Source organism: Nocardia sp. NPDC004604 (genome assembly GCF_040609795.1).
In the GTDB taxonomy this organism is placed as follows: Bacteria; Actinomycetota; Actinomycetes; order Mycobacteriales; family Mycobacteriaceae; genus Nocardia.
The window spans coordinates 1-22849 of record NZ_JBEXLC010000002.1 but is presented as its reverse complement, the minus strand read 5'-3'; the positions used below and the strand labels follow the sequence as shown (position 1 = coordinate 22849).

Here is a 22849-nt window from a genome sequence, read left to right as displayed (position 1 = left end):
GAATGGGCCTATGCCGGAAACCACGCAGTTACCGCCCGTGGAGTTGGACGGGCCGCTGACCGTCGAACGCATCGTGGCCGTCGCCCGCCGCGGCGCCGGGGTGCGATTCAGCGCGGCCGCCGAGAAGCGGCTGACCGACGCGCGCGAGCATGTCGACGCGCTGGCGGCGGGGACGGTCCCGACCTACGGCGTGTCCACCGGCTTCGGCGCGCTGGCCACCCGGCATATACCACCGGAGAGCCGGGCCGCGCTACAGCGGTCGCTGATCCGCTCGCATGCCGCTGGCGCGGGTGCGGCGGTCGAGACCGAGGTGGTGCGCGCCATGATGGTGTTGCGGCTGCGCACGCTGGCCACCGGACATACCGGGGTGCGTCCGGAGACGGCACTCACATTGGCCGCGTTGATCAATGCGGGCATTACGCCGGTGGTGCACGAATTCGGCTCGCTCGGCTGCTCCGGTGATCTCGCGCCATTGGCGGCGGTCGCGCTGGCGCTGATGGGGGAGGGGGAGGTCACCGACTCGTCCGGCAACCTGGTATCGGCGGCAGATGCGTTGCGCGCCAAGGGGATCGAACCATTGACACTCGCCGAGAAGGAGGGCCTCGCGCTCACCAATGGCACCGACGGCATGCTCGGCATGCTGGCGCTGGCGATCAACGATCTGGGGGAGCTGTTCGACGTCGCCGATATTACCGCCGCCATGAGCGTGGAGGCACTGCTCGGCACCGACCGGGTCTTCGCCGACGATCTGCAGGCGCTGCGTCCACATCCGGGACAGGCACTCTCGGCGCGGCGCATGGCGGCCGCGCTGGCGGGCTCGGATATCGTTGCCAGCCACCGCGGTCCGGACTGCAACCGGGTGCAGGACGCGTATTCGCTGCGCTGTGCACCGCAGGTGCACGGTGCCGCCCGCGACACCCTCGCCCATGCCCGAACGGTCGCCGATCGGGAAATGGACTCGGCGATCGACAATCCCGTGGTGCTCGCCGATGGCAGGCTCGAGTCCAATGGCAACTTCCATGGTGCGCCGGTGGCGTATGTCCTCGATTTCCTCGCCATTCCGGTCGCCGATGTTGCGAGCATGGCCGAGCGCCGCACCGACCGAATGCTGGATGTCGCGCGCTCACACGGCCTGCCGGCCTTCCTCGCCGCCGATCCGGGTGTCGATTCGGGCCATATGATCGCCCAGTACACGCAGGCAGGCATTGTCAGCGAGCTCAAACGCCTCGCCATGCCCGCCTCGGTGGATTCGATTCCGAGCAGCGCGATGCAGGAAGACCATGTGTCGATGGGCTGGTCGGCCGCCCGCAAACTGCGCCGGGCCGTGCACGGGCTGAGTACCGTGCTCGCCATCGAATACCTCACGGCGGCAAGGGCATTGGATTTGCGGGCCCCGCTGCGGCCCGGTCCGGCCACCGCGGCGGCCCTTGCGCTGCTGCGCACCAGGGTCGACGGTCCGGGACCGGACCGGCACCTGGCACCGGAGATCGCCGCCGCGGCCGAACTCATCCGCTCCGGCGAGCTGCTGGCCGCCGTCGCGCCACACCTCGGCTCCTGACGGGCCATTCGCTGATATGGAGGGAATTTGATGACACGAACGATTCGGGCGGCACGTGGGTCGCGGCTGACGGCCAAGAATTGGCAGGCCGAGGCCGCCATGCGGATGCTGCACAACAACCTCGATCCGGAAGTGGCGGAGCGGCCGCAGGATCTGGTGGTGTACGGCGGTACCGGTAAGGCCGCGCGCGATTGGGCCAGCTTCGACGCGATCACGCGCACGCTCACCACGCTCGATGCCGATGAGACCCTGTTGGTGCAGTCGGGTAAGCCGGTCGGGGTATTCCGGACACACGAGTGGGCGCCGCGCGTACTGATCGCCAATTCGAATCTTGTCGGCGATTGGGCGAATTGGCCGGAGTTCCGCAGGCTGGAATCGCTCGGGCTCACCATGTACGGGCAGATGACCGCCGGGTCGTGGATCTACATCGGCACCCAGGGCATCCTGCAGGGCACCTACGAGACGTTCGCGGCGGTGGCGGATAAGCGCTTCGGCGGCACCCTCGCCGGAACCCTCACCCTGACCGCGGGATTGGGTGGTATGGGCGGTGCGCAGCCGTTGGCCGTCACCATGAACGGCGGGGTGGCGCTGGTCGTCGAATGTGATCCGGCGCGCGCCGAGCGCCGGGTGCACGACCGCTACCTCGATGAGATCGCCACCGATTTCGACGATGCCGTACGTCGGGTCTCGAAGGCGCGCAAGGAACGAAAGGCGCTGTCGGTCGGGCTGATCGGCAATGCGTCCGAGGTCCTTCCGCGACTGCTCGCGGCCGGTGTCGAGGTCGATATCGTCACCGACCAGACCTCCGCGCACGATCCGCTGGCGTATCTTCCGCGCGGGGTCGAGCTCGCGGACTGGGCCGACTACGCGGCCAAGAAGCCCGACGAATTCACCGACCGCGCCCGCGAATCCATGGCCGAGCACGTCGATGCCATGCTCGGCTTCCTCGACCGGGGTGCCGAGGTCTTCGACTACGGCAATTCGCTGCGGGGGGAGGCCGAACTCGGTGGCTGCGAGCGGGCCTTCGACTTCCCCGGATTCGTACCGGCCTACATTCGGCCACTGTTCTGCGAAGGCAAGGGGCCATTCCGCTGGGCGGCGCTGTCCGGCGATCCGGCCGATATCGCCGCAACCGACCGCGCGATGCTGGAACTGTTCCCCGAGAACGAATCTCTGCACCGCTGGATCACCCTGGCCGGGGAACGCGTTGCCTTCCAAGGACTTCCGTCCCGCATCTGCTGGCTCGGCTACGGCGAGCGGCATCTGGCCGGTCTGCGCTTCAACGAGATGGTCGCCAGCGGTGAACTGACGGCGCCGGTGGTCATCGGCCGTGACCACCTCGACTCCGGCAGCGTCGCATCGCCGTATCGCGAAACCGAGGCAATGGCCGATGGCTCCGATGCCATCGCCGACTGGCCGCTGCTCAACGCGATGGTCAATACCGCCTCCGGCGCGAGCTGGGTCTCGATCCACCATGGCGGCGGCGTCGGCATGGGCCGCTCCATCCACGCCGGACAGGTCTGCGTCGCCGACGGAACGGCATTGGCCGGACAGAAGATCGAGCGCGTGCTCACCAACGATCCCGGTATGGGTGTGATTCGGCATGTGGACGCCGGTTACGACCGCGCCAACGCGGTCGCCGAGGAGCGCGGCGTGCGAATCCCCATGCGGGAGAACCGGTGACGGCGGCCGGCGGCGGTGCGAACGGCCTGCTCACCGAAATTGCCGATGTGGGCCGGGATTCGCGACGCGGCGGGTACTCCCGGCACGTCTACGACCGCGCCGAGCTGCAATTGCGGGACTGGTTCACCGAGCAGGCGGCCCGGCGCGGCCTGGATGTGACCACCGACCGCAACGGCAACATCTGGGCATGGTGGGGGGCTCCAGGTGCCGGTGCGGTGGTCACCGGAAGCCATCTGGACTCGGTGCCCGGCGGGGGTGCGTTCGACGGCCCGCTCGGCGTGACGAGCGCTCTCGCCGCCGTGGATATCCTGCGCGCCAAGGGTTTCGCGCCCGCGAAACCGCTCGCGCTATTGGTTTTCGCGGAGGAGGAGGGCGGGCGCTTCGGGGTGCCGTGCCTGGGTTCCAGGCTGCTCACCGGTGCCATCGATGCCGACCGCGCCCGCGGACTGCGCGACGCCGCCGGGATCACCTTCGCCGAGGCCGCGGCCGAGGCGGGGCATGATCCGCGGCGATTCGGCGCGGATCCCGATGCGCTGGCGAATATCGGCTGCTTCGTCGAACTGCATGTCGAACAGGGGCGCGGGCTGATCGACCTGGACAGTCCGGTCGCCACCGGCAGCAGCATCATCGCGCACGGCCGCTACCGGTTCTCCTTCACCGGACAGGGCAATCACGCGGGTGCGACCCGTATGCCCGATCGGCACGATCCGATGTTGCCCGCGGCCGCGGTGATCGCGGCCGCCCGCCGTGTTGCCGCGGCCACCGACGATGCCAGGGCCACCGTCGGCAAACTGATACCGACACCGGGTGGCACGAATGTCATTGCCTCGACGGTGGATCTCTGGCTGGACGCGCGCGTTGCCGGAGAGGGACGCACGGCCGCGCTGGTCGAGGATATTGCCGGATTCGCCCGGGAGGCCGCGGCCGCCGAGGGATGCGAGGTCACGGTGACCGAGGAATCGTATTCCGACGATGTCGTTTTCGACGACGCGCTGCGCGGCCGCATGGACGGCGTGCTCGGCGGTGTCCCCGCACTGCCCACCGGTGCCGGGCACGATGCGGGCATTCTGGCGGCACACGTGCCGTCGGGCATGCTCTACGTGCGCAATCCGACCGGGATCAGCCACGCGCCGCAGGAGCACTCCGAACCCGCGGACGTGGATTTCGGCGCAGTGAGCCTCGCTCGCGTGCTCGAGGACTTGGCGACATGAGCGTGGAGTGCGGGGTGCGCATGCCCGGGGATCTGGATGTTCGCGTGAACCCGATGTGCGGGGATTCGATCCGATGAGCGTGCACTGGGCCGAATTCGCCTGGCTGCCGGATGGATTGGCGGAACGGGTGACGATCGAGGTTGCCGGATCGTCGATCCGCTCGGTGGTACCGGGGACCGAGCCGAGCGGAAAGGTGTTGCGCGGGCTGACCGTTCCCGGCTTTGCGAATGCGCATTCGCATGCCTTCCATCGCGCGCTGCGCGGCCGTACCCACCACGACCGCGGCTCGTTCTGGACCTGGCGGGAACGGATGTACGCCATCGCGGACCGGCTCGATCCGGATTCCTACTACCGCCTCGCGCGCGGGGTATACGCGGAGATGGTGCTCGCCGGATACACCAGCGTCGGTGAATTCCACTACCTGCACCACGCGCCGGGCGGGATGCCGTACCGCGATCCGAATGCCATGAGTACCGCACTGGCCGCGGCCGCCGAGGACGCCGGAATCCGGCTCACCCTGCTCGACACCTGTTATCTCACCGGTGGATTCGGCCGAATGCCGGACGAACACCAGCGCCGCTTCAGTGACGGTGACGCGACAGCATGGGCCGAGCGCGCCGCTGCGTTCAAACCCGAATCGGAACTGGTGCGCACCGGTGTGGCCGCGCATTCGGTGCGTGCGGTGCCGCCGCAGGCGCTGGCGGTGGTCGCCGAACAGGCCGACGGCCGGCCGGTGCACGTCCACCTGTCCGAACAGCCCGCGGAGAACAGCGATTGCCTTGCCGCACATGGGCGGACGCCGACCGCATTGCTCTCCGAGGCCGGGTTGCTCGGGCCGGATACGGTGGCCGTGCACGCCACGCACATGAGCGCCGCCGATATCGGTCTGCTCGCCGCGGCACGGGCGCGGGCCTGCTTCTGCCCGACCACCGAGCGTGATCTCGGCGACGGCATCGGACCGGCCCGCGAACTCCTCGATGCCGGAGTTCGGCTATGTCTCGGCAGTGACAGTCATGCCGTCGTCGACGGCTTCGAGGAATGGCGTGCGCTGGAATTGAACGAGCGCCTTGCCGCCCGCGTGCGCGGACGCTTCGATATGGCGCAGTTGTTCACCGCGGCAACCGATCACGCGTCGATCGGCTGGCCGGAGGTCGGACGCATCGAGGCCGGTGCCGCGGCCGATCTGGTCACCGTCGAGCTCGACTCCATCCGAACCGCGGGCGCCGAACCGGCCGCCGCACTGTTCGCGGCCACGGCAAGCGATATCCGCGAGGTACTGGTTGCCGGGCGAGAGGTGGTCTCGAACGGCCGCCATCTGCTGATGGCGCAACCCGAAATCACGCTGCGCGACGAGATTCGGGCCTTGTATGCACCGTGAGGTCATTGTCCACCGACGGAAGGGAAGCCGTGTCCACCCTCATCACGGGAATCGGTGAGCTCACCACCAACACATCGGACGGGCCGCTGCACAATGCCGCCGTGGTGATCGACGGTGCGCGCTTCGGCTGGATCGGTCCGGCCGCCGCCGCGCCCGCCGCCGATCGCAAGGTCGATATCGGCGGCCGCGCGGCGCTGCCCGGCTGGGTGGACAGTCACACCCATCTGGTCTTCGCCGGTGACCGCACCGCCGAATTCGAGGCGCGAATGGCCGGTCAGCCCTATCGGGCCGGTGGCATCGCGACCACCGTCGCCGCCACCAGAAGTGCCTCGGACGAACAGCTTTCGGCCAATCTGCGGCGGCATATCGCCGAGGCCTACCGGCAGGGCACGACGTGTCTGGAGACCAAGACCGGATACGGCCTGAGTGTGCTCGATGAGGAGCGCGCTGCCCGCATCGCCGCTGCCACCGTCGATGAGGTGACCTATCTCGGTGCGCATCTGGTACCGCCCGATACCGATGCGCGATCCTATGTCGACCTGGTCTGCGGCCCCATGCTGGATGCGGTCGCGCCACATGTGCGCTGGGCCGATGTCTTCTGTGAGACAGGAGCTTTCGACGAGGATCAGTCCGATCGCGTGCTGCGCGCAGCTGCCGCACGCGGTCTCGGACTGCGCGTCCACGGCAACCAGTTGGGCACCGGCCCCGGCGTGCAGTTGGCGGTCCGCCACGGTGCCGCCAGCGTCGACCACTGCACCCACCTCACCGATGCCGATATCGAGGCCCTGGCCGCCTCGGACACCGTCGCCACCGTGCTGCCCGCCTGCGACCTGTCCACCCGCCAGCCGCTCGCCCCGGCCCGCGCACTGCTCGACGCGGGCGCGACCGTCGCCCTTGCCACCAATGCCAATCCGGGCAGCTCCTACACCACCTCGATGGCCTACTGTGTGGCCACCGCTGTACTCCAAATGGGTCTGTCGGTGGCCGAAGCGGTATACGCGGCAACCGCGGCGGGCGCGAAGGCCCTGCGCCGCAATGATGTCGGTGTCATCGAGGTCGGTGCGCGCGCCGATCTCCAGGTGCTCGATGCGCCATCGGCCACACACCTGGCCTACCGGCCCGGCGTCCCGCTGACCATCGCGGTGTGGCGGCTCGGCGCGCGCGTTCCGGTTGCTGTTGCCGAATTATCGAATACCGCAGGGTGATTCGCCTACCGCAGAGTGCTCGGACCTACGGTGTTCCATCCAATGACCGCAGTGCCGAATCCACGAGCGTGCTCGCGGTGTGGGCGCACACATCCACGGCCGCATCGGGCGCGAGTCCGCGCACATCGATCAGCACGATGAACGCCTCCCAGCCGACCACCACGGCAAGGCTCGAAACGAGATCGTCGAACTGCCGCTGGGAGATCCGCTCACGCACTGGTTCGAGCGCCCACTCGATCCAGCGCACCCGGCGCAGTCCGGGGCGCGGTGCGTCCGCTGCTGGCGGGTCGGCGGACAGCTTCACCAGCCGCCGACCCATCGGCAGTAGTTCGGTGATCTCGGCTCCCATCGCCCGCACCAGTTCGGCGATGCGCACGCGCGGGTCCGCGGAGTGGATATGTGCCAGCGCCGCATCGGTATTCGCGCTGAGCAGCCCGATGGTCGCAGCGAGCATCAGCTGGTCGAGGGTGGGGAAGTGCAGGTAGACGGTGCGCCGGGAGACCTCCGCCGCGGCGGCGATGTCATTGACCGACGGTTCGATGCCGCGGTGCAACAGGGTCATGGAGGCGTCGACGATGGCCTTGCGGGTGCGTCGGCGTTGGGCGACGCGGCCCGAGGTGAGTTGGGTGGCTTCGTCGACCTGAACGCTGAGCCGAGTGGTATTGCTGAGCTGAGTGGTGTTGCTGAGTTGGGAATCGCTGAGCTGGGCGGAATCGCTGACACGGGCTCGGTGCTCGGTCATTCGAGGATGGTCCTCCATTGTCATCTCGACAGGGCGCATCGTCATCTTGACGGGGTGCGCGCGGCCAAACCTATACTAGGTTGCACTTATTGCACTGGAGTGCATTTAGGTTCGGGAGGAACTAAATGACTATCGGGGATCTCGGATTTGCGCTGCCCGCATTCGCCGTGGGCACCGGTTCGCTACCGGAGCGGGAGCAGGTGTTATGAGCCGCCGGGCGGCGCGGGAACCGGGCTGCGATACCCACGATATGGTGCTGGTGCACCGGGTCTTCCGTCGCGAATTCCGTTTGCTGGCAGACATTGTCGAGGTCACCTCGCCCAATGATGTCGAGCAGGTGGCGCGGATCAGTGAACACGCTCGCGAGATGCTCACCGCCCTGCAACAGCACCATGGTTCCGAGGATGAGCTGGTATGGCCGAGATTGCTTTCGGCGCAGGTGGATTCGGCGCTGGTCGAATGTATGGCAGCCCAGCACCATGAGATCGACACGGTAATGCGGCGCGTCGATGCCGAACTGGCCGAATGGGAACACCAGGGCGGGACGGAAACGGTGGATCTACTGGTCGACGACCTGCGCCGACTCAATGAGGTGCTGACCGAACATCTTCGCCTGGAAGAGGATTCGGTACTGCCGGTCGTGGCCGAGACATTGACCGAGTCGCAATGGGCCGAACTCGGCAGGCGCGGTCTGGCTTCTCTGCCGCTGCGGCGGGCTCCGATCTTCCTCGGTCATATCGCCGAAGAGGCCGACGAGCGCGAATGGGCGGAATTCCGGAGCCGCGTCCCGGTCCCGATCCGGCTGCTGTACCGCCTGTTCGGCCGTCGCGGCCATGCCAGGGAGACTGCACTGCTGCGCCGCGATCTGGACTCGGTCGGAGAGGTTGTGAAATAGCGCCGCTCACCGTGCGGGGAAGCGGATGATGCGATCATCACCGGCACGGACGTCACCGCGGCCGTCCGTGTTGGAGGTGGTCAACCACAGGGCGCCATCGGGGGCGATCGCCACCGTGCGCAGGCGACCGAGGTCGGGTATGCGGGCCTGTGGCGTGCCGAGTGTGCCGTCGTGCAGGGGGACCGTCCACAGTCGTTCGCCACGCAGCGCCGCGACGTAGAGGGTGTCACCGGCGATGGCGATGCCCGATGGCGATGCTTCGGCGGGCTTCCAAACGATCTGGGGGTCGGTGAATCCGCGATCCGCACCGCCCATACCCTCGACGGCGGGCCAGCCGTAATTGCGGCCCGGTTCGATCAGATTGATTTCATCGAAGGCGTTCTGGCCGAATTCGGCGGCGAAGAGTCGGCCCGCCTGATCCCACGCCAGACCCTGCACATTGCGGTGGCCCAGGCTGTAGACCGGTGAGCCGGGCGTCGGATTGCCCGGTGCCGCAGCGCCATCGGGTGTCAGGCGCAGGATCTTGCCATTCGGACTGGCCGGATCCTGAGCTCGACCGCCGTCCCCCGCATCACCGGTTCCGACGTAGAGCATGCCGTCGGGCCCGAAGGCGATCCGGCCGCCGTCATGAGTATTGGCCTTCGCGATGCCGTCGAAAATGACCTCCGATTGTCCGTCGAGTCGCAACCGCACGATCCGGTTATCGTCAGCGGCGGTGAAATAGGCATAGACATAACGTGTTTCGGCATAGTCCCGGGCAACCGCGAGCCCGAGCAGACCACCCTCGCCGCGCGCGACGACACCTGGAACCTCGTACACCTGCTCCGGCGCGTGCCCGGGACGCACGCGCAGAATCCGCCCGGTATCCCGCTCCGCGACCAGCGCGTCACCATCGGGCAGGAACGCCAGCCCCCACGGCACGTCGATATCGCCGACGATCTCCTCTCCCACATCCAGATCCGGCACACCCGACGGTGTACTCGGCGCGGTGCTGGTGACCACGGCCGTCGTCCGATCGGGCTGTGCTCGAGAACCGCTGGCACAGCCCGCGACGACGCCCACCACGAACAATGCGGCGACGGTGATCCGTCGACGCGCAATCGAACCTGTGATCCCCATGCGTTTGCCTCCGATCTGCGCCTGCGGTCGGTCACCGGCGGGGGTGTACATCGATCCTGCCCGGTCCACGCTCGCTCATGTCGAGATGGGGTTCCGATGCAGCGCGCTAGGCTCGACAGCGGGGCCGGCCGCCGTGGGAGGGAAAGATCAATGCAGATCGCCATCGTCGTCTATCCGGGCATGACCGCGCTCGACGTGATCGGGCCCTATGAGGTGCTTCGACTACTGCCCGGCGCACGGCTGCGATTCGTCTGGCACGAGCCGGGGCCGATCACCACCGACAGCGGCGTCCTGCTGCTCGGCGCGACGCACTCCTTCGACGAGACGCCATCTCCCGATATCGTTCTGATCGGCGGTTCGGGCCCCGCGACGGCGACCACGGCCGCCGACGAACGGCTGTGCGCCTGGCTGCGGCAGGTGCACGAGACCTCGACCTGGACCACATCGGTATGTACCGGATCGGTGGTGCTTGCCGCAGCGGGGATCCTCGAAGACAAGCCAGCGACATCGCACTGGGCGGGGTTGTCGGCGTTGCAGGCGCTCGGCGCGCAGCCACGCGGCAAGGAGCGGATCGTGCGCGACGGCAAGATCGTGACCGCCGCGGGCGTCTCGGCCGGTATCGATCTCGGCCTGTGGCTGGCGGGGGAGATCGCGGGCAAGGAGGCGGCCGAGGCGATCCAGCTGATGATCGAATACGATCCGCAACCGCCCTTCGACAGCGGGCATATCAGCAAGGCGAGTTCGGCCGTGCGGCGCAAGGTCACCGCGATGTTCGGTCGCGAGGGCGCCGATCTGCTCACCGCCGATCCACGCGCCGTCGTCCGGGAGGCGAGCGCCATCGCCAAACTGTCGTGGACGACGGCGATCGATCGCGCCCGCGCCCGTCGTCGACTCGGCAAGCGTTAGTTACTGCCTGCCACCAGCACCGCGACCAGGGCGATCGCGCCGGGCAGGGCCTGTACGAACAGGATTCGACGGCTCGCGGTCGCTGCACCGTAGATCCCGGCGATGACAACGCATGCGGTGAAGAAGATCATCGCGGCGAATCCGACCGGGTCCGATGCGATGATGCCCCAGATCAGCCCGGCCGCCAGGAAACCGTTGTAGAGGCCCTGGTTCGCCGCCAATACCTTGGTCTGCTCGGCGAATTCGGCGGTGCTGCCGAAGGCCGCGCGCACCCGCGGCGTCGTCCACAGGAACATCTCCATGACCAGGATGTAGATGTGCAGCAATGCCACCAGGCCGACGAACACTTCGGCTACCACGCGCATGAACTGATCCCTTCGAGAATGTGTCGTCCACAGGATGATCGATTGCGGACCGGTGCGTCGGCAGGCGCGCCAGGGCGATCCCGCCGGGTACTAACTCTTGTGCAGGGTCCCGGTGATATTTCCGAGGAGCCCGCTGAAACCGCCGCTGAAGCTGTAGCTCACCGAACCGTCCGATTGCAGGACGACCTTCGAGACCGACCCTTCATCCATACAGCCGTTCGCACCGCCGGACAGCCGCGCCACGAAAGCGATCTCGTTATCGGTGACACTGGTCAGACGTTCGGCGCGTTCACAACGACTACCCGAGGCCTGGCCGGTATTCGACGAGGTCGCGATCTCCTCGCCGACATTTCCGTCACGGATGGTCAACTCGATATCGAAGGTGGCCAGCGCATCCCGGGCAGTCCCGGTCCATTTGCCGACGAACGCTTCCGGCACCGATGTGCCCGCGGTCGCGGTGCGCGAGACCTCCGTGGTCGACGGGGGCGCACTGGTGGTCGCATCGGAGGTGGTGCTGACCGTCGCGGAACGATTCGCGGTAGCGGAGTCGGAGGATTTGCCATTGAGCTGCGTGCCGACGACGAAGGCGCCGACCGCGACCACGACACCGACCACAACGGCGGCGATGATCAACGCGGTACGGCGACCGCGCCTCTTCGGTTGCGCAGCGGGGTGATTCGGATGCTGGCCGAGCGGCTGCGGCCCGGCGGCGTAGGCGGGTTGCGGCCCGGACCGGTCGTAGGCCGGAGGGTACGGCGCGTACACATTCGATCCACCCGTCCGACCGGCGCGCCAGGCCACCGTATCGGCCGCGGCCGAGCCCTGCCCCGCCCCCGCGGTCCCCGAATTCGTCGGCGGTGGCGGTGTGTACGGCCCCGAATTCGATTGCGGCACGGGCCGGGACACCGTCGGCGCCGACCGTGACGGATCCTGCGCCGGTTGCGCGAACCCGACCTGCGGCAGCTCGACCGACTCCAGATCCAGCAGCGCCACCGCCCGCCTGCTCACCTCCTCCAGCACCGGCGCGGGCAGCCAGCCGCCACGTTCCGGAACACCGAGTTCGGCGAGCTGATCCAATAGTTGGTGCGGTGTCGGACGCGCCGCGACGTCCTTGTTCAGACATGCCGCGATGAGCGGACGCAGCCGCTCCGGCACCGCCGCCAAGCGCGGCTCCTCGTACACCACGCGATACAACATCTGCACTGTCTCGCCGGAGCCGAACGGCCCCTGCCCGGTCGCGGCGTAGACGAGGACGCCGCCGAGCGCGAATACATCGCCTTCGGGTCCCATGGCCGGGCCGACCACCTGTTCCGGACACATGAATCCCGGTGAGCCGATGACATTCCCGGTGGTCGTGAGCGCGCTGTCCTCGGCGCCCCTGGCGATACCGAAGTCGATCACCTTGGGCCCGTCCACGGCCAGCAGCACATTCGACGGTTTCAGATCGCGGTGCACGATTCCGGCACCGTGTACGGCGATCAATGCCTCGGCAAGTCCGTGCGCGAGCACCAGCAGCGTGTTCTCGCTGAATGTGCCGAACTGCTCGACCGCGTCGGTCAGCGAGAACCCGGCGACATATCCGGTCGCCAGCCACGGCGGCGTCGCGTCCACATCCGCGTCGAGCACCTGTGCGGTGAATTTGCCGCCGACCCGCCGCGCCGCGGTGACCTCGCGCCGGAATCGCTCTCGGTACTCGTCGCCGATCAGATCCGGCCGGATCACCTTCACCGCGACCGTGCGGCCGCCCGCGCTGCGGCCGAGGTATACCCGCCCCATCCCGCCCGCGCCGAGCAGGCCGAGCAGTCGGTAGTCCCCGATCCGCGTTGGATCGTCTGTGCCGAGCGGTCGCATCGCGAAATGGGGTCCTCTCACATGACGTTGAACAGGCAAAGGCTACCCATGGCCGCGCTCGGTGTCCGCATGCACCGAGCCTCGACCGAGTTATCGAGCAGCAGTAGCCCCCGCGTTTCGCGGCATGCGATCTAGCCGTGCGCCGCCGGAACCGGCGCCGGAGCATCTCGTCGTACCTGCCGTGCCAGCAGATACGCGGCGATGACGGCCGGAATGTTCATCAGCACCCCGTACACCGCGGGTGGCACCGCCATCTGCGAATTGTGCAGCACGCTGGAGGCGACCGCGATGGCCAAGGCGCCGTTGTGGATACCGATCTCCATTGCCGAGGCGATCGCCTGATCGGCCTGCACCTGGAATATCCGCGGCACCGTGTAGCCGATGATGAAGCTCAACGTCGAGAGCAGCAGGCTGAGGGTGGCGAGTTTGCCGATGTTCTGGGTCAGCGTGTGGAATTCGCGCCCCACCGCCGCCACCACGACCAGCGCGAGCACCACCGCCGAGACGATCTTGACGTTCTTGCGCATCCGGTCCGCCCATGCGGTGAACCGGCGATGCACCCACATCCCGAGCGCGACCGGGACCAGCACGATCGCGAACACCTGGATGAACTTGTCCGGCCGCAGCCCGATCGTGGCGTCGTCAGCCATGAACAGGGTGAAGGCCAGCGTGACCACCAGCGGCAGGGTGAAGACCGCGAGGATCGAATTGATCGCGGTCAGCGTGATATTCAACGCCACATTGCCACCGGCGATATGACTGAACAGATTCGCCGACGGACCGCCGGGGGATGCGACGAGCAACATCACTCCCACGGCCAGCGCACCCTCGAGTCGGAACAGGTAGACCAGGCCGAGGCAGATGGCGGGCAGTACCACCATCTGACACACCAGCGCGATCACCGCGGCCTTGGGATAGCGCAGCACCCGCGCGAAGTCGTCGACGGTCAAGGTCAGCCCGAGTCCGAACATCACCAGCGCCAGGGCCAGCGGTAGGAACACGGCGAAAATCGTTGAACCCATTCAGATCTCCTCATCAGGACTCGGTCGGGTACCGACGTTATCGACTCACCGGCGGCCCGGCGACTCCAGCCATGGGAGCCCGGCCAGGGCGGGCCGCCGGATTCGCCGATGCGATGATGTGTGCGCTGCGCGATCGAGACACTCGTCGGACCTGAAGGGCTTTCCCGGGATGCAGACCTATCGGCTCGTATTGCTCACCCTCGGTACCGGACTCGCCTGCGTGACCGCCTGCGGATCGGGCGACAGCGGCTCCGCGACCGTCTCCAGCGCGACCACGGGGGTCGCGACCACGTCGAGTGCCGCGCCGATGGCGAAATGCGGGCTCGACCTGGCCGCACCGGTGATCCGCTCCGCAATCGCGACCCTGCCCGCGGAGCCGATCACAAAGGCGGCGTGGTCCACCGATCCGGCGAGTTTCGTTGGCACATTCGATCCGTGCGTCACACTGTCGGCCGTGATCATCACCGTGCCGGGTGCGACGGGCAGCTCACCGGAGCAGGTGCTGCTGTTCCACAAGGGTGACTTCGTCGGGACGGCGACCCGGGACAGTCACGGGTTCACCGCCTTGGACCCGGGCCGGACGACCGATGACACCGTCGGCGTGACTTATAAGACGCCCGGCAGCTGCAATGCCTGTCCGGACGGCACCATTACGCCGGTCCGATTCCACTGGGATGGAAAGCAAGTCCAGACGATCGGGACGCCACCGAAATAGCCCTTCCGGCTGCCGGTTACGTTCGGCGGAAGATCCGGTCCAAGGCGGTATTCAGCTCGGTGGCCGGATCATCGGGCAGGGTCGGCATGCGCCAGGCGATGATCTGATCGGGACGTACGAGTAGCGCGCCGCTCGGGGAGAGGCCAACGGTATCGGCCCAATCCTGGTCCAGCTCATGGACTTCGAGTGGCAGGTGCGCGGCGGCGGCTTTCCAGGTGGTGCCATCGGGTCCGATGAGCAGGACACAGGCCGTATCGACGAGGTCGAGCGTGGAGCGGCCGTCGGACAGCCAGCGATGGGGCACGCGGGTGCCGGGTTGGCCGGTCAGATCGAGGTGCGCCATGGTGTTCGGGCTGCCGTCATCGATGACCGCGCCCGAGTGATAGCGGTTGCCGAGGATCAATGCGATCGGGTCGGCGAGCGGTGTGGCATCCCTGGATTCACGATTCATGGTGCGCAAGTTGGCGGTTCGGATGCTCGACTGGTCGGCGATGTACCAGCCGACCGGGCGGCGTTCCTCGTGATAGGTATCCAGCAAGGCCGGGTCTTCGCCGCGTAGGACGGCCGCCAGCTTCCAGGCGAGGTTGTGTGCGTCCTCGATGCCGGTATTGGCACCGGCGGCGGCGAATGGCGGCATGACGTGGGCGGCGTCACCGGCCAGGAAGATACGGTCCGCACGGTAGCGCTCGGCAACGAACATCCCCGGCTCCCACGGTAATACGCTGAGCACATCGATGGCGATATCGGGAACGCCGATGGCCGTTCGCAATACGCTCGGCCATTCCTCGACGGGGCGGTCGATGCCATCAGTGGTGGTGAAGATCCACCGGTGTGACCCGTCGATCGAGGCGAAAGCCCAGGGTGCGTCGGCGTTCTCGATCTGGCAGAGGTTGAATTCGCGTCCGCGCACCAGATCCGACAGATCAGCGCGGAAGTACACATTGACCGCCCGGCCGAGCGTGCCGCGGCCGTCACGCGGGATGCCGAGCCGTTCGCGGATCGGGCTCGACGCGCCATCGGCCGCGATCAGATAGTCCGCGCGCAGCCGTTCGACCGTGCCGTCGGCGGCGCGGAGCGTGGCAACGATGCCGTCGGATTCGGTCGCGAAGTCGGTGAGTTCGACGCCGAACCGCACGTCGCAGCCGCGGGCGACGGCAATGCGGCGCAGCACCGGCTCCAGTAGATCCTGGGCACATAGGCAGGCGGTGGCCGGAGTGATTGTCGACCAGTCGGGGACACCGCCGGGCAGTGTGAAGGGGATGCGGGTGGCCTGTGCGAGCGTCGGCCCGGCCGCGAAGTGCTGGTACTCCGCGAGGTCGCGGGCGGCGTCCAGGACTTCGTCGGCAATGCCGAGCTGGCCGAATAGCTCCATGGTGCGGATATTGATGCGCCGGGCCTTGGGCTGCGGTGAGGTGGTCGGCCTGCGCTCGACCAGCACCGTCGCCACGCCCTGCTGGCGCAGGAACAGCGCGGCCGAGAGCCCGACCAGCCCGCCACCGACAATCAGAACGCGAGGTGCGTGTACGTTGTACATCATGTGTACTTTGTACACGAATGGTTGAATGCCCGGCAAGGAGGTGGCAATGAACGAGCGTCGGCGAGGCGCAGGCATGAACGAGGAGTCGTCACCGCCCGGACCGCTGATCTGGTCGCTACCGGAACCGCCGGGGCGACCGACCACGACATTGAGCCGGGCGAACATCCTGCGTGCGGCACTGACGGTGGCCGATGCCGAGGGCGCCCGCGCACTGACCATGCGCCGGATCGCCACGGCGGTCGGCGCGTCGACGCCGATGTCGCTGTACCGCTACGTCGGCAGCAAAGACGGCCTGGTCGACCTGATGATCGATGCCGTCTACGGTGAGATTCCGCTGCCCGCAAAGTCTGCGGGGTCGTGGCGCACGGCGCTCGAAGATCTCGCGCTGGCCACCTGGTCGGTGATCCAGCGTCACCTCTGGTTCGGCGAACTCGTGCACACGCGACCGCCGCTCGGGCCGAATGCGCTGCGCTACTTCGACTTCCGCTTCGCTCTACTCGAGCCGCTGCACATCACAGCCGACGATATGACCCTGATCACCGCCGCCGTCGACGGCCACCTCATCGGCGCGGCACTGCAACTCGCCGAAGAAAACCGCATGCGCACCCGCTCCGGCCTGCGCACCGATGATGAACTGGCCGCCGCCGCACAGCCCATCCTGGCGCCGATCCTCGCCGACGGCCGCCACCCCGCCTTCGCCCGCTGGTTCGCCGCCCGCACCACCACCGGCGGCACCGACCCCGTCCAATGGACCCTGACCTGCCTCCTCGACGGCATCGCGGACCGCTTGGGGTTGCCGAAATAGCCGCTGGCGGTCAGTGGCAAATCCGACGAACCGAACGGACCGCACCTAACCGAATATTCGCCAGTTGATTGCTATGGTCTGGGCGCGTCAATCGAAGCGACCCCTGTCCGCATGCTGCGTACCAGTCGAGAAAGGGCCAATAGTTGTCGGGGCATGGAGTGGCATCAGCGCTTATTCGTGCGGCTCGGTTGGCGACCGTCGCTGTCGCAGCAGTAGCGCTTACCTGGAGCGGTGGTGGATCCGCGACCGCCGAGCAAACCAGCGCCGGTGCACTCGCCGAGCATTGGACCGCGATGCACGACGGACCGCAGCAGTACCCCGATGTGCATATCGACTGGGATGTCCCGATTCAGATGAGCGACGGCGTCATACTCAAGGCCAATGTCTATCGGCCCGTCGACGCTACGAATGCGGTGGTGAACACTCCGCTGCCGACGATCGTGAACCTCACGCCATATACGAAACTCGTGACCAATCTGGTCGATACGGCACTGGCCACGCCCGGGTTGCAGTCGTTCACCATGGATCTGGTTCGGCGAATCAATCTGTCCGGCACTCCGATCAGCGGATTCGGCGACCTGGTCCACCTGCTCGACGGCGGCACCATCCAGACCATCCTCGGCATCGACCGGAGTCTGATCCGCAGCGGGTACACGCTGGTGGTCGCCGATGTGCGTGGTACCGGCTTCTCGCAGGGCCAGTGGAACACCCTCGGCATGCGTGAGCAATTGGATACCCGCGAGGTGATCCGCTGGGCGGCGGCTCAGCCGTGGTCCAACGGCGACGTCGCGATGAGCGGCGGCTCGTATGCGGGCATCAACCAGCTGCGTGCGGCCGAAGACCCGCCGCCGGAACTGAAGGCCATCTTCCCGGTGGAGGCGGGCAGCGATCTGATGCGCGATGTTGTCGCGCCGGGTGGCGGCGTCGGCACGACCTTCCTGCCGATGTGGCTCAGCAATGTGAACCAGACCAAGATCATCCCGGACGTGCAGTCGATGCTCAACGGCACCTTCGACTGGAAATGGCTGCAGTCGCGGCTGGCCGATCCGACGACGAATACCGATCTGCTGGCCCAGGCGCTGCTGACCCCATCCCTGGATCGGATGCCGACGGCGCTGGCCGCCGCACTCGACGAGCACAGTGATTTCCGGCAGGGGATTCTGGGGCATCCGGAACGAATTACGGTGCCCACCTTCGTATATGGCGGCTGGCACGATATCTTCGCCAATAGCGCGGCCAAACTCTACAACGTGATCCCGCTGCCCGCGTCGAAGAAGCAGTTGGTGATCGGTGATACCTACCATGCGAATCCGGGTGCGGGCACTGGTGCACCCGGTGCCCCGCCCCGGCTGGATGTGCTGCAGCGGGTGTGGTTCGACAAGTGGCTCAAGGGCATCGATAGCGGTCTCGACGACTTCGGGCCGGTCACGCTGTGGGAGCAGGGTTCGGGCTGGAAGACCATGAGAACGTTCCCGGAAGCCGGTGTCACCCATCGCCGTGTCTATCTGTCCCCGGCGTCGAGCGATACCGCCGACCATGCGGTGCACGACGGATCACTGGTGGGGACGAAGCCGCGCGATCGGCTCGAGTTGCAGGTGGCGCCCGGCCTGTCCACCGTATGCTCGCGCGATGCCGCCCAGGGTTCGGCCGGAATCTTCTCGCCCTTCGATGTCTGCGCCAAGGACTCCCGTGTCGCCGAGAGCAATGCGCTGACCTTCACCAGCAAGGCGATGACCGAACCGACGGTGATCTCCGGTCCGATCAATATGCATCTCAATGCGATTCACGACGCGACCGACGGGTATTGGAGCGTCACCGTGAACGACGTCGCCCCCGATGGCACCTCGACCGTGCTGAGCACCGGACAGCTCACCGCATCGTTGCGCGCGGTGGACGAGGCCAAGAGTGTGCGCTCGGCGAACGGCGATTACACCGCGCCGTTCAATCCGATCACCCTGGATAGTCTGCTGCCCGTCGAGCCCGGAAAGCCGGTCACGCTGGATATCGCGGTCATCCCGACCCAGGCTGTGCTGGAAGCCGAGCACCGGCTGCGCGTGGACATCTTCGCCGCGAACCCGCCGAAGGCTTTGCCTTTCCGGCCGATGCTCAATGCCACCGAATTCAAAACGCAATACCTGCGACTCGATCCGGACGTCCCGAGCTTCATCAACCTGCCGACCGACCGGCCCATCGGCTGACTCCGCGATCCGAACCGCCGTCGGATCGCACCGGGAGGCGCTTGCGCTCGTGTTCCAGCCCGCGGAGCTCGAAACCTGGATCGGCAGTTGGGCTTTCGAATTGGTTCGAAATGTGTGGCGGGACTTGACTAGAACGGGATGACGGAGTTATTGTATAAATGGGAAGTAATTCGGCGGGGTTTTGGCATGGGCCGAGAAGTTTTGATTTCGCACTCGACATTCAGTGGGTACGAGTGTAATTTTGGACGTTGCGCTGGTTGCCTCCCGTCCACCTCATGAACCAATCGTTGTAAACATCATCCGTTGCGGGTGGTGTTTCCTCGTGTGGTGCGCGAGTTTCGTTCGGGTGCGCATCCGGAGCGAAATTCGTCAGTGGACAAGCGGTGATCGCGGGGTGCCGCGATCCGCGTGAGGGGAAGGACGCACCTTGTCAGTATCGAGCCGGACGGTCGCCGACAAAGACCAGGTAGTTGCCGGTGTGCCCGGCGCGCCGAAGCGGATATCCTTCGCCAAGATCCGGGAACCGCTCGAAGTGCCCGGCCTGCTGGATGTGCAAATCGATTCGTTCGCATGGTTGATCGGTACCCCCGAATGGAAGGCCAGCGCCGCCGCTCGCGGCGAGCAGATCCGGACCGGCGGACTGGAGGAAATTCTCGAGGAGCTCTCGCCGATCGAGGACTTCTCCGGGTCGATGTCCCTGTCTTTCTCGGATCCTCGTTTCGAGGAGGTCAAGGCCTCGGTCGACGAGTGCAAAGACAAGGATATGACCTACGCGGCGCCGTTGTTCGTGACCGCTGAGTTCATCAACAACAACACCGGTGAGATCAAGAGCCAGACGGTCTTCATGGGTGATTTCCCGATGATGACCGAAAAGGGCACGTTCATCATCAACGGCACCGAGCGCGTCGTGGTGTCGCAGCTGGTGCGTTCGCCGGGTGTGTACTTCGACCACAGCGTGGACAAGGGCACCGAGAAGGATCTGCACAGTGTGCGGGTGATTCCGTCGCGCGGTGCTTGGCTGGAATTCGATGTCGACAAGCGCGACACCGTCGGTGTGCGCATCGACCGCAAGCGCCGCCAGCCCGTGACGGTCTTCCTCAAGGCACTCGGCTGGAGCACCGAGCAGATCACCCAGCGTTTCGGCTTCTCCGAGATCATGATGTCGACCCTGGAGAAGGACAATACGGCCGGCACCGATGACGCACTGCTCGATATCTTCCGCAAGCTGCGTCCGGGCGAGCCGCCGACCAAGGAGTCCGCGCAGGCGCTCTTGGAGAACCTGTTCTTCAAGGACAAGCGCTACGACCTGGCGCGCGTCGGTCGCTACAAGATGAACAAGAAGCTCGGCATCGACTCCGGCACGGCGCTGGTGTTGTCCGAGGAAGATCTCGTCGCGATCATCGAGTACCTGGTCCGCCTGCACGCGGGCGATAAGACCATGACGGCGCCCGGCGGCGTTGAGGTTCCGGTCGAGGTCGACGATATCGACCATTTCGGCAACCGACGTACGCGAGCCGTCGGCGAGCTGATCCAGAACCAGATCCGGGTCGGCTTCTCGCGCATGGAGCGGGTGGTTCGCGAGCGGATGACCACCCAGGACGTCGAGGCGATCACGCCGCAGACCCTGATCAATATCCGCCCGGTTACCGCGGCGATCCGGGAGTTCTTCGGAACCTCGCAGCTGTCGCAGTTCATGGACCAGAACAACCCGCTCTCGGGTCTGACCCACAAGCGTCGCCTCTCGGCGCTGGGCCCGGGTGGTCTGTCCCGCGAGCGCGCCAGTCTCGAACTGCGCGATGTGCACCACAGCCACTACGGCCGGATGTGCCCGATCGAGACCCCGGAAGGTCCGAATATCGGATTGATCGGCTATCTGTCGGTGTACGCGCGGGTCAACCCGTTCGGTTTCATCGAGACGCCGTACCGCAAGGTGGTCGACGGCGTGGTCACCGATGACGTCGAGTACCTGACCGCCGATGTGGAGGAACGGTATGTGCGTGCACAGGCCAACTCGCAGCTCGGCGCGGACGGACATTTCATGGAGGACAAGATCCTGGCCCGACGCCACGGCGAAGATATCGAATTCGTCCCCCCGGACGAGGTCGACTACATGGACGTCTCGCCGCGTCAGATGGTTTCGGTCGCGACCGCGATGATTCCGTTCCTCGAGCACGACGACGCCAACCGTGCCCTCATGGGTGCGAACATGCAGCGTCAGGCCGTTCCGCTGATCCGTTCCGAGTCCCCGATCGTGGGTACCGGGATGGAGTTGCGCGCGGCCGTCGATGCGGGTGATGTGGTCGTCAGCGCGAAAGCCGGTGTGGTCGAGGAGGTTTCGGCCGATTACATCACCGTGATGGCCGATGACGGCACCCGCAAGAGCTACCGGTTGCGCAAATTCGCCCGCTCGAACCAGGGCAACTGCGTCAATCAGCGCCCGATCGTCGATGAGGGGCAAGCCGTGGCGGCCGGTCAGGTCCTCGCCGACGGGCCCTGTACCGACAACGGTGAGATGGCGCTCGGCAAGAATCTGCTCGTGGCGATCATGCCGTGGGAAGGCCACAACTACGAGGACGCGATCATCCTCTCACAGCGCCTCGTGGAAGAGGATGTGCTGACCTCGATCCACATCGAGGAGCACGAAACCGATGCCCGCGATACCAAACTCGGTGCGGAGGAGATCACCCGCGACATCCCGAACATCTCCGACGAAGTGCTCGCCGATCTCGACGAGCGCGGCATCGTGCGCGTCGGCGCCGAGGTGCGCGACGGCGACATCCTGGTCGGCAAGGTCACCCCGAAGGGTGAAACCGAGCTGACTCCGGAGGAGCGGCTGTTGCGCGCGATCTTCGGTGAGAAGGCGCGCGAGGTGCGCGATACCTCGCTGAAGGTGCCGCACGGTCAATCGGGCAAGGTCATCGGCATCCGGGTGTTCTCGCGCGAGGACGACGACGATCTGCCTCCCGGCGTCAATGAGCTGGTGCGCGTGTACATGGCGCGGAGCCGCAAGATCCAGGACGGCGATAAGCTCGCCGGTCGCCACGGCAACAAGGGTGTTATCGGCAAGATCCTCGCGACCGAGGACATGCCGTTCATGCCCGATGGCACCCCGGTGGACATCATCCTGAACACCCACGGTGTGCCGCGTCGTATGAACATCGGCCAGATCTTGGAGACCCACCTCGGGTGGATCGGCAAGGCGGGCTGGGATGTCGGCGTCGGTACGGACGGCGCCCGTCCGGACTGGGCCACGGCGCTGCCGGAGGAGATGCTGGCGGCTCCGGCCGACTCCAACATCGCCACCCCGGTGTTCGACGGTGCCCGCGAAGAGGAACTGACCGGTCTGCTGTCCTCGACCCTGCCGAACCGCGATGGTGAGCGCATGGTCGACGACAACGGCAAGTCGACGCTGTTCGACGGCCGTTCCGGTGAGCCGTTCCCGTACCCGGTCGCGGTGGGCTACATGTACATCCTGAAGCTGCACCACCTGGTCGACGACAAGATCCACGCCCGTTCGACCGGTCCGTACTCGATGATCACCCAGCAACCGCTCGGTGGTAAGGCGCAGTTCGGTGGTCAGCGCTTCGGTGAAATGGAGTGCTGGGCCATGCAGGCCTACGGCGCGGCCTACACGCTGCAGGAACTGCTCACCATCAAGT

18 protein-coding genes are annotated in these 22849 nt (G+C 66.5%); 11 read left to right on the top strand and 7 right to left on the bottom strand.

From position 1 onward, the window contains the following. Positions 1–10 precede the first annotated feature (10 nt). From hutH to hutI, 5 genes are all read left to right on the top strand, one after another. Entirely contained in the window at positions 11–1558 is a 1548-nt protein-coding gene (hutH, locus tag ABZW16_RS01390; RefSeq protein WP_354950958.1) for a histidine ammonia-lyase, read from the top strand. Between the two features lie 30 nt (positions 1559–1588). Beyond that, positions 1589–3241, top strand: a complete 1653-nt coding sequence (gene hutU / locus ABZW16_RS01385) for a urocanate hydratase (RefSeq protein WP_354950956.1) — start codon at positions 1589–1591, stop codon at positions 3239–3241. Further along, on the top strand, positions 3238–4452 hold the full coding sequence (locus tag ABZW16_RS01380) for an allantoate amidohydrolase (protein WP_354950954.1): 1215 nt from the start codon (positions 3238–3240) through the stop codon (positions 4450–4452). The genes hutU and ABZW16_RS01380 overlap by 4 nt, the downstream gene beginning before the upstream one ends. Positions 4453–4525: 73 nt before the next feature. Then, on the top strand, positions 4526–5830 hold the full coding sequence (locus tag ABZW16_RS01375; RefSeq protein WP_354950953.1) for a formimidoylglutamate deiminase: 1305 nt from the start codon (positions 4526–4528) through the stop codon (positions 5828–5830). A 29-nt stretch (positions 5831–5859) separates the two neighbouring features. Then, on the top strand, positions 5860–7035 hold the full coding sequence (hutI, locus tag ABZW16_RS01370) for an imidazolonepropionase (RefSeq protein ID WP_354950951.1): 1176 nt from the start codon (positions 5860–5862) through the stop codon (positions 7033–7035). Between the two features lie 25 nt (positions 7036–7060). On the opposite strand, the gene ABZW16_RS01365 is transcribed toward hutI, so the two are convergent. Beyond that, on the bottom strand, positions 7061–7777 hold the full coding sequence (locus ABZW16_RS01365) for a TetR/AcrR family transcriptional regulator (protein ID WP_354950949.1): 717 nt from the start codon (positions 7775–7777) through the stop codon (positions 7061–7063). Between the two features lie 205 nt (positions 7778–7982). Here ABZW16_RS01365 and ABZW16_RS01360 point away from each other — a divergent pair, with 205 nt between their 5' ends. Beyond that, a complete protein-coding gene (locus tag ABZW16_RS01360) occupies positions 7983–8672 on the top strand; it encodes a hemerythrin domain-containing protein (RefSeq protein ID WP_354950947.1) in 690 nt (229 codons plus the stop codon). 6 nt (positions 8673–8678) lie between these two features. On the opposite strand, the gene ABZW16_RS01355 is transcribed toward ABZW16_RS01360, so the two are convergent. Then, complete coding sequence (locus ABZW16_RS01355) at positions 8679–9791, bottom strand: PQQ-dependent sugar dehydrogenase (protein WP_354950945.1); 1113 nt, start codon at positions 9789–9791, stop codon at positions 8679–8681. Positions 9792–9941: 150 nt separating this feature from the next. Between ABZW16_RS01355 and ABZW16_RS01350 the strand changes: the two genes are divergently transcribed. Further along, a complete protein-coding gene (locus ABZW16_RS01350) occupies positions 9942–10697 on the top strand; it encodes a DJ-1/PfpI family protein (RefSeq protein WP_354950943.1) in 756 nt (251 codons plus the stop codon). On the opposite strand, the gene ABZW16_RS01345 is transcribed toward ABZW16_RS01350, so the two are convergent. From ABZW16_RS01345 to ABZW16_RS01330, 4 genes are all read right to left on the bottom strand, one after another. Next, the gene (locus ABZW16_RS01345; protein ID WP_354950941.1) at positions 10694–11062 is read right to left on the bottom strand and encodes a DUF1304 domain-containing protein; all 369 of its coding nucleotides are present in this window, start codon (positions 11060–11062) and stop codon (positions 10694–10696) included. The two genes, ABZW16_RS01350 and ABZW16_RS01345, sit on opposite strands and share 4 nt — an antisense overlap. Positions 11063–11152: 90 nt before the next feature. Further along, on the bottom strand, positions 11153–12913 hold the full coding sequence (locus tag ABZW16_RS01340; protein ID WP_354950939.1) for a protein kinase: 1761 nt from the start codon (positions 12911–12913) through the stop codon (positions 11153–11155). Between the two features lie 131 nt (positions 12914–13044). Beyond that, positions 13045–13935: a bile acid:sodium symporter family protein gene (locus ABZW16_RS01335; RefSeq protein WP_354950937.1), complete on the bottom strand. Its 891-nt coding sequence runs from the start codon at positions 13933–13935 to the stop codon at positions 13045–13047. 177 nt (positions 13936–14112) lie between these two features. After that, positions 14113–14361 (bottom strand): hypothetical protein, encoded by a 249-nt coding sequence (locus ABZW16_RS01330; RefSeq protein ID WP_354950935.1) that lies wholly within the window; start codon positions 14359–14361, stop codon positions 14113–14115. Between the two features lie 28 nt (positions 14362–14389). Between ABZW16_RS01330 and ABZW16_RS01325 the strand changes: the two genes are divergently transcribed. Next, positions 14390–14650, top strand: coding sequence for an LppP/LprE family lipoprotein (locus ABZW16_RS01325; RefSeq protein ID WP_354950933.1), 261 nt, complete (start codon positions 14390–14392; stop codon positions 14648–14650). A 16-nt stretch (positions 14651–14666) separates the two neighbouring features. Here ABZW16_RS01325 and ABZW16_RS01320 read toward each other — a convergent pair whose 3' ends face one another. Further along, complete coding sequence (locus tag ABZW16_RS01320) at positions 14667–16187, bottom strand: FAD-dependent monooxygenase (protein ID WP_354950931.1); 1521 nt, start codon at positions 16185–16187, stop codon at positions 14667–14669. A gap of 46 nt (positions 16188–16233) precedes the next feature. Between ABZW16_RS01320 and ABZW16_RS01315 the strand changes: the two genes are divergently transcribed. The 3 genes from ABZW16_RS01315 to ABZW16_RS01305 form a co-directional block, all read left to right on the top strand. Further along, complete coding sequence (locus tag ABZW16_RS01315; RefSeq protein WP_354950929.1) at positions 16234–16992, top strand: TetR/AcrR family transcriptional regulator; 759 nt, start codon at positions 16234–16236, stop codon at positions 16990–16992. A 158-nt stretch (positions 16993–17150) separates the two neighbouring features. Beyond that, positions 17151–19190 (top strand): CocE/NonD family hydrolase, encoded by a 2040-nt coding sequence (locus tag ABZW16_RS01310; RefSeq protein WP_354950927.1) that lies wholly within the window; start codon positions 17151–17153, stop codon positions 19188–19190. A 427-nt stretch (positions 19191–19617) separates the two neighbouring features. Then, the coding region (locus tag ABZW16_RS01305; RefSeq protein ID WP_354950925.1) for a DNA-directed RNA polymerase subunit beta at positions 19618–22849 on the top strand (3232 nt) is incomplete at its 3' end.

Bases quoted from the DNA above. Each gene is read 5' to 3' on its own strand.
- hutU (WP_354950956.1), top strand. From the start codon at position 1,589: ATGACACGAACGATTCGGGCGGCACGTGGGTCGCGGCTGACGGCCAAG.
- ABZW16_RS01335 (WP_354950937.1), bottom strand. From the start codon at position 13,935: ATGGGTTCAACGATTTTCGCCGTGTTCCTACCGCTGGCCCTGGCGCTG.
- ABZW16_RS01355 (WP_354950945.1), bottom strand. From the start codon at position 9,791: ATGGGGATCACAGGTTCGATTGCGCGTCGACGGATCACCGTCGCCGCA.
- ABZW16_RS01350 (WP_354950943.1), top strand. From the start codon at position 9,942: ATGCAGATCGCCATCGTCGTCTATCCGGGCATGACCGCGCTCGACGTG.
- ABZW16_RS01340 (WP_354950939.1), bottom strand. From the start codon at position 12,913: ATGCGACCGCTCGGCACAGACGATCCAACGCGGATCGGGGACTACCGA.
- ABZW16_RS01360 (WP_354950947.1), top strand. From the start codon at position 7,983: ATGAGCCGCCGGGCGGCGCGGGAACCGGGCTGCGATACCCACGATATG.
- ABZW16_RS01375 (WP_354950953.1), top strand. From the start codon at position 4,526: ATGAGCGTGCACTGGGCCGAATTCGCCTGGCTGCCGGATGGATTGGCG.
- ABZW16_RS01365 (WP_354950949.1), bottom strand. From the start codon at position 7,777: ATGACCGAGCACCGAGCCCGTGTCAGCGATTCCGCCCAGCTCAGCGAT.
- ABZW16_RS01315 (WP_354950929.1), top strand. From the start codon at position 16,234: ATGAACGAGCGTCGGCGAGGCGCAGGCATGAACGAGGAGTCGTCACCG.
- hutH (WP_354950958.1), top strand. From the start codon at position 11: ATGCCGGAAACCACGCAGTTACCGCCCGTGGAGTTGGACGGGCCGCTG.
- ABZW16_RS01345 (WP_354950941.1), bottom strand. From the start codon at position 11,062: ATGCGCGTGGTAGCCGAAGTGTTCGTCGGCCTGGTGGCATTGCTGCAC.
- ABZW16_RS01320 (WP_354950931.1), bottom strand. From the start codon at position 16,187: ATGATGTACAACGTACACGCACCTCGCGTTCTGATTGTCGGTGGCGGG.